The organism is Actinocrispum wychmicini, assembly GCF_004345645.1.
Taxonomy (GTDB): domain Bacteria; phylum Actinomycetota; class Actinomycetes; order Mycobacteriales; family Pseudonocardiaceae; genus Kibdelosporangium; species Kibdelosporangium wychmicini.
Genome location: NZ_SLWS01000004.1, coordinates 255,472 through 267,802, shown reverse-complemented (window position 1 = coordinate 267,802; position 12,331 = coordinate 255,472). Strand labels below are relative to the sequence as shown.

Sequence of the window (12,331 nt, the reverse complement as noted above, 5' to 3'; positions counted from 1 at the left end):
GGTTGGTCTGCTGGGGTCAGGCACCGGACCGGCCGGTGCCCGCACCGAGTGAGGATACGTATGGGGATTCGGACCAGGCTCGTCGCCGCGGCCATCGCGGCGGCGCTGACCGTGGTGACTGGCACGGCCACTGCTTCAGCGGCCCCTGCCACCCAGTCGTCGGCCCAAACCGACGGTAAGAAGGACGTCCTGCTGGCCAAGATCGCCGCGAGCCTGCACGTGACGGTCCAGCAGCTGGTCACCGCATTGGGCAACCTGAAAGGCGCACTGGGCAAGGGAACCGACAAACTCGCGGCCATCACCGCGTTCGCCAAGGAACTCCGGATCACGGTAGCCCAGGCGGAGAAGGTGCTGGAGGTCCTGTTCAACGGCGGCAAGAAACCCGCGCCCGGCACAGAGGCAGGCGTGCCGGCCGAGGTGGTCAAGCTGTTGGCGGCCGAGCTGAAGATCAGCCAGGACCGGGCCCGTCAGGTGGTCAAGGACCTGGCGAAGGTGGGCGGCAAGGGCGACGACATCCTCAAGGATCCGGCGTTCATCGCCATCGCCAAGGGGCTCGGCGTCAGCCCACAGCGGCTGCTCGACGCGCTGCGCAAGGTGAAGCAGGAGTACGGCAAGCCGAAGGACGACAAGACGCTGAGCGGCGCACCCGGGAAGTGATCCTGTCCGCTGGTCTGTCCGGGCCGGCCGACGGCCGGCCCGGACACGACGGGGTGCTCCATACTGGGCGCGTGCGGGTACTGGTGGTCGATGACGACGAGGCCGTCCGCCGCTCACTGGAGCACGCGTTGCGCCGGGACGGCTATCAGGTGTCCCTCGCGGCCGACGGCCTGCAGGCGCTGGACGAGCTGGGCCGGTCCCGGCCCGAGGTGATCGTGCTGGACGTGCTGGTGCCCGAACCGAACGGCCTGGAGATCTGCCGCCGGCTGCGTCGTCGGGGCGTGCAGACCCCGATCCTCATGCTCACCGCGCGCGACCTGGTCGAGGACCGCGTCGCCGGGCTGGACGCCGGTGCCGACGACTACCTGGTCAAGCCGTTCGCGCTGGACGAGCTGCGGGCGCGGCTGCGTGCCCTGCTGCGGCGCAGTGGGGCGGTCCAGGAGGTGCTGCGGTTCGCCGACGTCGAGATGGACACCACGACCTGCCGTGTGCACCGGGCCGGGCGGGTGATCGAGCTGACCCGCACCGAGTACTCGCTGCTGGAACTGTTCCTGCGCCACCCGCAGCGCGTGATGAGCCGGGAGATGATCTTCGAGTCGGTGTGGGGCTACGACTTCGGGCCCGCGTCCAACGCGTTGTGGGTCTACATCAGTTACCTGCGCGGGAAACTGGAGTCCGCGGATGAGCCCCGGCTGATCCAGACCGTGCGCGGCCTGGGCTACGTGTTACGGGAACAGCCATGACCTTGCGCACCAGGGTCGGCCTGGCGGGTGGCGCGGTCGTGCTGCTGGCGCTGGCCGTGGCGTCACTGGTGGTCTACCCGGCCGTGCGGTCGATCATGCGCCACCAGGTCGACGACTCGCTGACGCAGACCGTCGGCCAGGGCGACGCCATCGCCCGGCAGCTCAAGCAGAAGATCGCCGAGTCCGGCGCGAAGATCCCCATCGACACCCCGGTCACCCTGGGCAGCGACCTGGTCCAGTTCGTCAGCGACCCGGTGTATCCGGGGTCGAACCGGGACTTCATCGAGATCACCCAGCGCGACACCGATGTGGCCAACGGCTGGGCGCCCGCGTACTTCCAGGACACGACGTACAACGGTGTCGACTACCGCGTCTACACCGCCAGCATGGGCAAACCACCGGGCGCGCTGATGCGAGTCGCCCGGCGGTTGGATGACCAGTCCGCCATCCTGGCCTCACTGGCCGCCTTGCTGGTCGCGCTGACGCTCGGCGGCGGTCTGGTCGCCGCGGTGAGCGCGCGGCTCGCGGCCCGCCGGGTGCTGCGCCCGGTCCGCATGCTCACCGAGACCGTCGAGCACATCGCTACGACCCACGACCTGACCGCGCCCGTCGACCACCCCACCGGACGCGACGAGATCGGCCGTCTCGGCCAGTCCTTCGTCGCTATGACAACGGCTTTGGACGCGTCGATGCGGGCACAGCGGCAACTGGTCGCCGATGCCTCACACGAGTTGCGTACCCCGCTGACCAGCCTGACCACCAACCTTGAGCTGCTCGCCGACGGCGACGGCCTGCGTGCTCCCGAGGCACCGACGCTCGTGCGGGACGCGATCGGCCAGGCCCGAGAACTGCGGTCGCTGATCAACAACCTGGTCGACCTGGCCCGCTACGGCAAGGACACCGCACGCACCGAGGACACCCGGCTCGACCTGGTGGCCAAGACCGTGATCGCGAAGGCCGCGACGCGAGCGGCGGCGCCGCGGTTCGAGTCCGTCCTGACGCCATGTCTCGTGCACGTCGACCCGGACGCGATCGAACGAGCCGTCGGCAACCTCGTGGACAACGCCGTGAAGTGGAGCCCGCCGGGCGGCGAAGTCAGGATCACCGTGGCGGACGGGGAGTTCTCGATCACCGACGAGGGGCCGGGCATTCCAGCGACCGACCTGCCGTTCGTGTTCGACCGGTTCTACCGGTCCACGCAGGCCCGGTCGATGCCCGGCTCGGGGCTGGGCCTGGCGATCGTGCGCCAGGTGGTGGAGACCCACGGCGGGCAGGTCGCCGCCGAACCCCTCGACCACGGCCTGCGGATGCGGTTCCGCCTGCCCGTCGTACCGGACTGAGCGCAGCGGCGGGTGCCGCTCCCTGACGACGAATGCGCGCTCATCGAGCTTCTCACCCGACTCGCACGATGACCGACGGTTCGATGAGGTCCGCGGTCAACGGCTCCTTCGGCTTGAAGTCATCAGTCCACTTGCGACACACCTTGGCCAGCTTGACCGGGTAGATCGTCAGGTCGCCGTCGCCGTTGATGTGCATCCGCAGGAAACTCTTGTAGTCCTCGACGCTCTGGCCGGCGAACAACTCGTTGATGTTGATCATCCACCGGCTGGCCACCATCAGGTACAGCGCCACCACCTCGGCGTCCAGGAACCCGATGACCAGCGGTGTGGCGACGAACAGGACGGCGACCGCGAGCCAACCGTCCACTGTCAACAACACCAGGGCCCAGGCTACGCTCAACACGAGATGCGCCAAGGTGTGTAGGGCACCCGCGAGCACGAGCCGTGATCTGGGCTGGTCGCCTTTGGCGAACGCGATCCCACCCGCCAGCAACCCGGCGATGACCAACGCCGCGGGTGTCCAGGCCGCCACCTGACCAAAGGCGCCCGGCATATGCACGGTCAGGCCGATGCGCAGGAACAACGCGATCACGGTCTGCAGGACCGCGGTCAACGCCCAGAAGCTGGGTGTGGCCAGCGGCAGCCGGAAGATGCCTTTGGCGAGGGCGGTCGACTCGGCACGTGACGGGTAGCTGGCGGCGAACCGGTGGACGGTCGTGTGCGGCGGGTTGAGGATGCGTGTGCCCTTGGGCGGTAGGACGAGTTCGTTCGGCAGCTGGTGGGTCGACGTCAGGTACGCGCCGCCGCCCCCGCAGGTGATCCGTTGGCTGGGGCCGTTCTCGTATCGCGCGTAGTGATGGGCGTCGCCGGACAGCATGACGTGGATCGTGGCGCCCGTGGGTTGGACGATCTCGCGTTCGAAGAACTGGATGTTGTCGTAACCACGAGGACTGCGGCCTTCCGCCGCGTACACCCACGCGGGTGTGGGTGTACACAGGATGATCCGGTCGCCGGGTTCGATTTTCTCCGCGACAGTACGGAAGTAGTCCAGCTGCGGGGCGTCGATGTACTGTTCGAACGCGGTGTCCACGGCCAGCAGCCACCACCGTTGCGGCAGTTGGACGGCGAAGTAGCTGCGGGTCTGCTCGGTCTTCCAGCCGCCAATGTAACGCTGTTGCGCGAAGACCCGCAGGAACGAGGTGAGCCCGTCGTACCAGTCGTGGTTGCCGGGCAGGGCGAACAGCAACGGGCTGTCTTCCGTATAAGGCAAGGCGGCCCGGTACGGGCCCTTCGTGCGGTCCTCGTACGCCTCCGCCGAGGCGGCCGGGTACACCTCGTCGCCGCCCATCATCAGCAGCTGCCCACGCGGCAACGTCTGCCCGTCGACCTCGACGTCCCCGGCCAGCAGCGAGGCGACCGAGAACGTGGCGTCGAACCCGTCACCGAGGTCGGCGACGAAGTCGAACCACAGCTCCTCCTCACCGCACTTGTGCACCTTCGCGGGCAGGACGCGTTGTAACTCGCGCTTGTCCGCGTACGAACCGAAAATGCTCGACAGCATCGCCTTGATGCCGGTGCTGATCAGGACAGGCGGAGCCAACCACCGAACGGCCCGCTGCGGCTGGAACGGAGACCCTGGAGAGGACACCTGGACATATTTGATGGCCGGCGGCCCCATGTCCAGCGTTCGCGACCAACACGTGCAGGTGGCGGCCGACGTTCCCCACAGACATGAGCGTCCGCCCGCACCCCGGGAGGTACGGGCGGACGAGCAACGCTGTCATCGGGATGGCGAGGCCATGGCCCTCAGCGTTCCAGCCGTCGTCGCCCAGGATACGGGAATTCCGCAGAGGCCGCCGGCTACCTACAGCAGGTTCTCGATCTCCAGCGTTCAACCACCGACACCTATCGTGAGGCTGGCGCTGTTGACCGCATTGCCCAGCTTCACAAGGCCCGTGGCAACCTCGTTCTCGCCCAGGAGACATGGCTCCAAGCACTTGACCTCTACCGAGCTCAGAATCGTTGGGAGGATGCCAAACGGGTCCAGTATGCACTAAGCCAACTCTTGACATCTCCTACCGCGCATACCACCTGATCTGCCGAGCGCTTCCCAACGCACTCTCATGCCGCGAATGTGGCAATGGAGCTGGCGCCTGGGATCACGCTCGTGGTCATGGACGTGACTGGCTTTGATGATGTTGTGGTGAGGTTGGCGGCATCTGCCTACCTCGGTCGCTACACCGGCACCTCGCGGACGCACTGCGAGTCCGACCTGCGGCTGTTCTTCACCTGGTGCGTCGGGCGCGAGCTGGCGCCGTTGACACTCGGCCGAGCACATCGAGCTGTACGTGCGCTGGATGCAGGAAATACGCCGGTTCAGGCCGTCAACCGTGTCGCGCCGGATGGCCGTGGTGACCGGCTTCTACCGCACCTGTGTGCTCGATACTGCGCTGGCGCACTCGCGCCAGCTGAGTGCGTCCGCCGCCCGCACGTGCCGAACGAATCACCGGTGCTGAGACTATCGCACCTACAGTTCGAGACTCTGCTGGCTGCGGCCGGGTGTTCGCGTACGCGGGCATCGAACTGGAGAACCAGGGCCTGTTCGCCGGGCCCTATCGGCATGTCATGTGCTGGTAACAGCACACATCTGGGCGGCGATCTGAAGCCGCGAGTTGTCCACGGAACGGAACGGAGCTCATGGCCGCGAACAGTAAGGCTTCCGCTCAGCTGCGGATCTTGCTCGGCGTCGGACTGATCATAGCGATCTTGATTCTGACGGCAGTCATCGTGTCCCTGCCTGCGATGGTCTATCCGGTGACGGGCGAACTTTCAGTGAACCCAGCAAGGCTGACCGATAAGGAGAAAATCGATGTTCTGAACGGCACCCTTCAACTGCAGAGTTCATTTCGAGCCGTACTCATACAGATCGTTGCTGGGCTCGCGGTTGTCTCGGCTGCCGCCTTAGCCTGGCGACAGTACCTCCATACCAGACGCGAGGCTGTTCGGCAGAGGCAGGAGAAAAGGCAGGACTTCCACCTCAACCTGTTCGGCGAGGCTCTCGAGAGCCTTGGCGCCGACGCGCCAGGACTTCGGATTGGAGGTATTTACGCACTCAGCAGGCTTGCGGAGATATCCAGTTCCTACAGATCGGCGTGCGCTGACGTCCTGTCGACGTTCATCCGAACCAAAAGCCCTTGGCCACCGTCGTCGCCCCGGCCGGGCGAATCGGAGATCATGCTCGCCGAGACCGGTAGGTCGCTCAGGGACTACGACCCCGACGTCCAGACTGCCCTTACAGTGCTGGGGAAGCACACTTACATCTGGCATCAGGTCGACTACATCCGGCTGCGCCACCTTGATCTTCGCAGAGCAAATCTCTCTGACGGTCACTACGAAGGTGTCTCATTCGCGGAGACGCATCTTGACGGCGGATGGCTAAAACGGGCCGATTTCAATGGCGCCGCCTTTAGAGGTGCTTCATTGGTGAACGCAAATCTTGCGGACGCGAAGCTTGACAACTGCAACTTGCGAGACGTCGACCTGACAGGTGCAACGCTCGACGGCGTGAGCATGCGGGGTGCGGTTTTCGATGCCGGAACTCGATGGCCACACGGGTTTTCTGCACGAACCGCGATATCGAACGGAGCCGTCGAAGTACCGTTGTCCGCCTCTGCCGGGTCGGCAGGCCCAATCGGAGTCACGGACGAGTAAGCACCACACTTCGCCAGCACAGGCAATGGCGAAACTCTCACTCGCGGCTTGAAGACCCAGCCAACATCCTCGCATGCCGAGAAGCGGGCGCGACTGAGTGGCACAGTATCTGCGTCTGATTCCGGCAGTGCCGGGCGGCGAGCAGATACGTCGCCCGGCACTTTCGCGCTCACACCGCGGGGTCCTCCTCTTGCTGCGCGAGATGCCCCTCGCTTGGCACCTGGGGCCGTCTGTGCCGCCCAGTCACGGGAGGGAGGCGGGCCGCGCGCTGGCGACCATCGCGGCGGTCCTAACGACCGCTACGGCCTGTCACCAAATTCGCTGGTCCTGGTTTTGCGGTCGGCCGTCGCTGCCGTCGGACGTCACTCCGCCGCACGCGGGCAGGCGAACTGTAGTGCGTCGACACGACCGAGTTGATCATCGATGAGCAGTGGCGACGTGACCAAATGGGACAGTGAAGTGCCCGGCACACATGCGCTAGGCGGCTCTCCTGCGTCGCCGCCACGTGGTGAGCCGGCTCGGTCAATCCCAACGCACCAACATCCGCTCGTGTCGCGTGTCACGATGAACGCGCGCACATGCCGAGATGAGCGTGCGCCCGTACCATTACTTCGTTGACCGCGCCGCGATACGGCTTCACGCGGGGCGAAGTGCCCGGTCGGCCCGGGGACGTCGAGTGCCGACGCTGACGGCTTGGACGAGATCCGGCTCGAAATCAGTCCGGTGAGTTCGGGCTGGAAGCCGGGAGCGTGCGCTTGGAAGCCGCGGGACGTGACCGGTCGCCCGGCTCAGTTCTGCGTCACCGGCCAGGCCGCCGCCGGGTGGCAGTGTGCCGGGCAGGCGAGGATGTAGACCTCGTTGCCGAGGAACAGCCCGTAGTGGTCGGAGCTGGACGTATCGGGCTGTTCGGGCTGGTGCGCGTGCTTTTCGAAGCCCATGTCGATCGGGATCTGGCACAGGTACACCATTTCGGCGTCGCAGGCGCAGCGATAGGACTCCGGGTCCTGCGCCCAGCTGGGGACGCCACCGATCTTGAACTCGGACCGGCCGACCTGGCGTTTGACGGGGTCGTGGTCCGATTGCCAGACGGTGACCTCCTCGGTGCTGGGACGAAGGGAGAGCCGATACGGCCGGAGGTGCGGCTCGACGTCGTCGGCCGGCTCGGTCCCGTCCTGGTGCAGCAGGATGCGCCAGAACGCGCCAGGGTCGTTCCAGACTGGCGGAACGTCCCAGTAGCGCTCCGGAAGCTGTTCGCGGATGCCCTCGACGCCGACCGCGTCGTTGTCCGAGGGACACTGGAACACCAGGAGATGGTCGCCGCCGAATTCCGGGATGTTCGGCGGGATGTCGACCTGGAAGAACAGGACCATCCGCTCGCCGCACTGGCATGTCGGCCAGCTTTCGGAAGCCGGGAGGATCGGATGGCCCCCGATCGTGTCCCGGGCGCCGACGCCCGCCTCCTCACGGCGGTTCTCGATCAGGTACATCGGGAGGCCAGCCACTCGGATCGAGGGAGGCCGAGGCACGCTCACGCGGTTACCCTAGCCAGTTCGGGACCACGCTCGAAACGGCAACTCCCGCAGCTGGCGGCGCGAGGAGACACCCAGCTGGGTACTGCGGCGGCTGCGGTCACGGCGACTGCATTCGACCGTCCGGAAATGCCGAGTTGAGGACGTTCGACTTCAGGCGAACATCCGGGTCGGTCGGTGGCCGATGTGGGTAGTCGTGACTGGTGGCGTCCGACAGGGGTGCCACCGCTGTCCGGGCTGAGCCTGGCTCTCGGCCGTGCGGGAACTTGGCCCGATGGACCTTGTGGCCAGTCCTCGGGTTGAGCATTCTCCTTGCGGTGGAACGGAGTTCGGTTCAGAGAAGGTCGTGGGATCAGCGTCGTGCGTGGGTTGGTGTGGCGGGGCTGGTGGGCCCCGCCACCTGGGAAGGATCCCTGGCCGTGGACGTGGGTGCCGGGCGGGCGCGCGTCAGTGGGTGAGGTCCGCTTGGTGGTCGGCGGCCCATGTGGCGAGGGTCCGCCCGGCGCGGCCGGTGACTCGTGCGTAGTCGGGTGAGACCTCGGGGGGTTCCTCGGCGTATTCGGCCTGGTAACCCAGCAGGTATTCGGCGAGGTCCATCGGGATGCCGGCCTGGATGTAGGCGCTGCGGGCCTGCCCGTAGGTCACCGCCTCGAACCGGATCTGCCGGCCGAGGCCGGTCCCGATCGCCGTGGCCTGCTCGCGGTGGCTGAGTGCCTGCGGCCCGGTCAGTGTGTAGGCCTGCCCGGCGTGGCCGTCACGCAGCAACGCGGTGGTGGCCACGTCGGCGACGTCCGTCTCGTGGACCGGTACCCCGAGCGCGTCTGGGAAGGCGTTGCGCACCAGGTTCTCGGCGCGGATGGAGTGCCCCCAGGCGTCCAGCTTGTTGATGGCGAATTCCCCTGGCCGCAGGTGGGTCCACTCCAGCCCGGACGCCTCGATGACTCGTTCGATGTCCAGCAGCATCTCGTAGCTGCCGGGACGGCGGACGGTGACGGCGAGGCCGGACAGGTGCACGATCCTGCGCACCCCGGCCTTGCGGGCCAGGTCGACGACGTCACCGGCGAGGTCGGCGGCGCGCTCGGGGTGCGCCCTGTCAGCGAGGTAGAAGACGCGGTCCACACCGTCGAAAACGCCGTGCAACGTGCTCGGTTCGGCAAGGTCGCCGGCGACCACTTCCACCCCGTCGGGTAGCTCGGCCGCGGTCGGCTTACGGGGCAACGCCCGCACCGGCTGGCCGGCCTCCAGGAGTTGGTCGACCACGACTCGGCCGACGGTGCCGGTCGCACCGATCACGAGGATGGTCACGGGGTCCTCTTTCCCTAGGTATTCAAACTTGAATAGACTCAACGTTAGCTCGCTATGGGAACCGTTTGCCCGCGGTTTCTTGGGGTGACCTTGACCGCAACGCGACCTCGCTACGGAGTCGCGATCACTGGCACGCCAGCAAGGGACACGGCCAGGGTGTGCGGCGACACCAGAATGTCAGTGGCGAAACGACATTTGAGTGTCAGTAGTCGCGGGTCTGCCGTCCGGATGTCGTGGTCACTCGATCCGGTGACAGTGAGGCCGGTTGGGTGCCGTTGCGGTGTTGGATCTCCTTTGCGGAGATCGGGCCGTTCACGGTGCTTGGGCGGGGAGGTTCGCGCTGGTGGGTGCCGATGCGGCCGGTCGCGTGTTGCGCGAGGCTGGGGTGCGTCGGATGGCGCTGCTGGATTCCCGCGGTGAGCTGTCCAGTGAGCATGTCCGCTTGACGGCGACGGCGGTCGGGGTGCCGGCGCGGACGCGCCGGCGTTGACGTTCGAGGCGTTCACCGCCGAGGTACTGGCGTGGGTGGCGTGGTGGAACAGCGAGCACCCGATGGACGAGCTGGGCGCCACCCCGGCCGCGTCGTGGCTGGCAGGCCCGTCGCCGATCGAGGATGTCGACCTCGCCTTGTTGTGGATGTTCACCTTGGAAGACGACCGCAAGACCCGCAAGATCACCGGCAGGGCCTCGGTCGCGGCCGGGATCGCCACTACGTGGCGGACTGGATGGTGGGCCGGGCCGGTACGTCGAAGACCTCGACCTGCGCCTGGACGACGAACACATCCGCCTGCGCGGCAAAGGCGGCACCGTCCGCACCGTACTGCTCGACGACCGCGGCTACGTCACCCTGCTCAAGCTCTACCTCGCCCGCACCAGCTACCCGTCCGGCGCGCTGTTCCGGCCCAGCATCAACGGCAGTAGTCAGCGGTGGCGGGCACCTGTTCCTACGACGCCGCCCACCACCGCTGGACCGCCTACTGCGAGCAGGCCGGTGTCGACCCACATCCACCAGCTCCGCCACGCCCACGCCGGGCGCTGACTGCAAGACTTCCCAGCATGGACACTCCCAGCCCTGAACCCTTCACCCGATCCCAGCAGTGAGCAGCAGCGGTACAGTCGGTAGGGTTGAGCCAAGATCCGCAGGTCAACGGGCTGAGTTCCGAAGGTGCGGCGTGGGACGACATCAGGTTCGCGGACAAGCGCATCGCCGCCATCGAAGTCGAGTACGCGGCCACGGTCCTGCCCTGACACATGGCCAGAGCCCCTCCCCGCAGCGGGGTTTTGGCCGCTGCTACGCCGGTCCCGTTCGTGGGTGCACGCGGGAGTTGGTGTGGAGGTACTGGGCGGGGCCGTTGGTGAAGTCGTAGATCGCGACTGTCTGGGTGTCTTCCAACGAATCCGCCGGCGGCATCAGGAAATGTGTCTCGCTCACCGGGAGCAGCTCATATGTGATGCGGTCCGGCTTCTGGAGGAACTCCGCCTGCATCGGGTCGAGAACCAGGGTCAGGCACAGCTTTCCGCCTTCGACCGCTACCTCGTGTCGGGCGCCGGGGCGCTCGTAGACGCCAACGTACCTGGACAGGTCGAGGTTCAGCGTCGTGTCCGGTGCGGGCAGATCCGGGATGGTGACCGCGCCGAGGTCGGTCAGGATCTCGTTGAACACCTTGTGGTAGAAGCTTTCCCGCGGTCCGCCGTTGGTCAGCATCGCGATGGCGGTGTTCGAGTCCGGCAGGAGCCGGAGCCGGGCGTTCTGGCCGACCGTGCTGCCGTCGGTCGCGTAAACGGTTTCGCCGTGCCAGTCACACACGATGAGACCGAGCGCCCATTGCGGCCCGAACATGTACGGATCCGGTACCGGCACCCGCGAGCGCATCATCTCCCGGAGGCTCCCCGCCGAGATGATGCGCTTTCCGTTTGGCGCCGTGCCTTCGTTGAGCAGGACGTGCGCCATCGCGAGCACCTCGCGGGTCGTCGAGGTGATGTTGCCGCCGGGGCCGAAGGCACGCGGCAGGTAGTCCATCGGTGTGACGATGGGGCCCTCTTGTAGGGAGCGGATCAGGTGCCCGGTCGCGGCCCGGGTTTCGTCCACTTGCTCGCGCCGGCTGTTCGTGCTGGTCAGGCCCATGGGATCGAAAAGGCGTTCCCTCATGACGTCGTCCCACGGTTTGCCGTCGTGCACCTCCAGGATCCGGGCGAGAATGGCGTAACCGAGCGCCGCGCTGTACCCGTGGGTGTGGCCCAGCGGGAACACCTGGGGCGCGTCGGCGATGTTCTCGACCATGCGCTCGTAGACGTCGTCGTCTTCGGCGGGATCGCCGAAGGCTTCCTCGATACCGTTGGTGTGATACAGCAGGTGGCGCGGGGTGACCTTGGCGCTTGCCTCGGGATCGGCCACCACGAAACCTGGCAGATGGTTGCGTACCGGCTCGTCCAGATCGACTTTCCCCTCGTCGACGAGCTGCATGAAGGCCAGCGCGGTCCACGTCTTGGTCATGGAGCCGATCTGGTAGACGGTGTCCGTCGTCGCGGGTTCCCGCGTTTCCACGTTCTTGATGCCGGCCGTGAACTCGGTGCGTGCCCCGTCGTGGAGAATCCCGATCGCGGCACTCGGAATTCCGTACTCCGCAAGGAGTTCGGTGACCCGGGCCTGGATCCGCGGTACGTCGATCGTCATCGGGGAAGACCGACCGCGTTCGCGGCGTCCGCTTCGAAGTACTCCGTCGTCGCGTAGGCGCCTGCGTGTGTCTCGACGAAGTCCCGAACATCGTCGACGGAGTCGTGGGTGATGATGTTTATCGCCTTGGTCCCGTCCTTGCTCGCGACCGCCAGTTTCCACTTGGCGCCCTGGGGGAGCTTGGCGTGTGCCTTCTTCAGGCCACTCCAGAACTTGCCGTCGTCCGAGACGGTCGACACGGCCATCACGTGCATCGTTGAGTCCTCTCTTTCCTGATGAGAAAACGCTACGTTGCGTTTCATACAGTGTCAACACAGTGGACACGCAAAGTGGCAGCTAGATGCCAATCGTTGCAACAATATTGTGAATGAA

General features: G+C 66.4%; 12 protein-coding genes. 6 read left to right on the top strand and 6 right to left on the bottom strand.

The features are described from left to right. Positions 1-60: 60 nt before the first annotated feature. The 3 genes from EV192_RS19340 to EV192_RS19330 all read left to right on the top strand — a co-directional run bounded on the left by EV192_RS19340 (position 61) and on the right by EV192_RS19330 (position 2,740). Positions 61-657: a hypothetical protein gene (locus tag EV192_RS19340; RefSeq protein WP_132117262.1), complete on the top strand. Its 597-nt coding sequence runs from the start codon at positions 61-63 to the stop codon at positions 655-657. A gap of 71 nt (positions 658-728) precedes the next feature. Beyond that, a complete protein-coding gene (locus tag EV192_RS19335; protein ID WP_132117260.1) occupies positions 729-1,400 on the top strand; it encodes a response regulator transcription factor in 672 nt (223 codons plus the stop codon). Further along, positions 1,397-2,740, top strand: a complete 1,344-nt coding sequence (locus EV192_RS19330; protein ID WP_132117258.1) for a HAMP domain-containing sensor histidine kinase — start codon at positions 1,397-1,399, stop codon at positions 2,738-2,740. The genes EV192_RS19335 and EV192_RS19330 overlap by 4 nt, the downstream gene beginning before the upstream one ends. Positions 2,741-2,792: 52 nt before the next feature. Here EV192_RS19330 and EV192_RS19325 read toward each other — a convergent pair whose 3' ends face one another. Continuing rightward, positions 2,793-4,340, bottom strand: a complete 1,548-nt coding sequence (locus EV192_RS19325) for a DUF5336 domain-containing protein (protein ID WP_132117256.1) — start codon at positions 4,338-4,340, stop codon at positions 2,793-2,795. Between the two features lie 1,097 nt (positions 4,341-5,437). Between EV192_RS19325 and EV192_RS19320 the strand changes: the two genes are divergently transcribed. Then, positions 5,438-6,451 carry a pentapeptide repeat-containing protein gene (locus tag EV192_RS19320; protein WP_132117254.1) on the top strand — a complete coding sequence of 338 codons (1,014 nt, stop codon included), beginning with the start codon at positions 5,438-5,440 and terminating at the stop codon, positions 6,449-6,451. 788 nt (positions 6,452-7,239) lie between these two features. Here the strand turns inward: EV192_RS19320 and EV192_RS19315 are convergent. From EV192_RS19315 to EV192_RS19305, 3 genes are all read right to left on the bottom strand, one after another. After that, positions 7,240-7,983 carry a YwqG family protein gene (locus tag EV192_RS19315; RefSeq protein ID WP_243726940.1) on the bottom strand — a complete coding sequence of 248 codons (744 nt, stop codon included), beginning with the start codon at positions 7,981-7,983 and terminating at the stop codon, positions 7,240-7,242. 444 nt (positions 7,984-8,427) lie between these two features. Then, on the bottom strand, positions 8,428-9,285 hold the full coding sequence (locus tag EV192_RS19310; RefSeq protein ID WP_132117252.1) for an NAD(P)H-binding protein: 858 nt from the start codon (positions 9,283-9,285) through the stop codon (positions 8,428-8,430). A 202-nt stretch (positions 9,286-9,487) separates the two neighbouring features. After that, the gene (locus EV192_RS19305) at positions 9,488-9,721 is read right to left on the bottom strand and encodes a hypothetical protein (protein ID WP_132117250.1); all 234 of its coding nucleotides are present in this window, start codon (positions 9,719-9,721) and stop codon (positions 9,488-9,490) included. Between the two features lie 177 nt (positions 9,722-9,898). On the opposite strand from EV192_RS19305, the gene EV192_RS19300 reads away from it, so the two are divergent. Continuing rightward, entirely contained in the window at positions 9,899-10,324 is a 426-nt protein-coding gene (locus EV192_RS19300; protein ID WP_207926139.1) for a hypothetical protein, read from the top strand. A gap of 86 nt (positions 10,325-10,410) precedes the next feature. Beyond that, positions 10,411-10,533: a hypothetical protein gene (locus tag EV192_RS56855; protein WP_279493667.1), complete on the top strand. Its 123-nt coding sequence runs from the start codon at positions 10,411-10,413 to the stop codon at positions 10,531-10,533. Positions 10,534-10,576: 43 nt separating this feature from the next. On the opposite strand, the gene EV192_RS19295 is transcribed toward EV192_RS56855, so the two are convergent. Together EV192_RS19295 and EV192_RS19290 are read right to left on the bottom strand one after the other, a co-directional pair. Beyond that, a complete protein-coding gene (locus tag EV192_RS19295; protein ID WP_132117248.1) occupies positions 10,577-11,959 on the bottom strand; it encodes a serine hydrolase in 1,383 nt (460 codons plus the stop codon). Next, the gene (locus EV192_RS19290) at positions 11,956-12,204 is read right to left on the bottom strand and encodes a hypothetical protein (protein WP_243726939.1); all 249 of its coding nucleotides are present in this window, start codon (positions 12,202-12,204) and stop codon (positions 11,956-11,958) included. Before EV192_RS19290 ends, EV192_RS19295 begins: the two co-directional genes overlap by 4 nt. Positions 12,205-12,331: the final 127 nt, after the last annotated feature.

Excerpts from the sequence above, each read along its gene's own strand:
- EV192_RS19340 (WP_132117262.1), top strand. The coding sequence starts at position 61 with ATGGGGATTCGGACCAGGCTCGTCGCCGCGGCCATCGCGGCGGCGCTG.
- EV192_RS19330 (WP_132117258.1), top strand. The coding sequence starts at position 1,397 with ATGACCTTGCGCACCAGGGTCGGCCTGGCGGGTGGCGCGGTCGTGCTG.
- EV192_RS19320 (WP_132117254.1), top strand. The coding sequence starts at position 5,438 with ATGGCCGCGAACAGTAAGGCTTCCGCTCAGCTGCGGATCTTGCTCGGC.
- EV192_RS19305 (WP_132117250.1), bottom strand. The coding sequence starts at position 9,721 with ATGCTCACTGGACAGCTCACCGCGGGAATCCAGCAGCGCCATCCGACG.
- EV192_RS19300 (WP_207926139.1), top strand. The coding sequence starts at position 9,899 with ATGTCGACCTCGCCTTGTTGTGGATGTTCACCTTGGAAGACGACCGCA.
- EV192_RS19295 (WP_132117248.1), bottom strand. The coding sequence starts at position 11,959 with ATGACGATCGACGTACCGCGGATCCAGGCCCGGGTCACCGAACTCCTT.
- EV192_RS19290 (WP_243726939.1), bottom strand. The coding sequence starts at position 12,204 with ATGGCCGTGTCGACCGTCTCGGACGACGGCAAGTTCTGGAGTGGCCTG.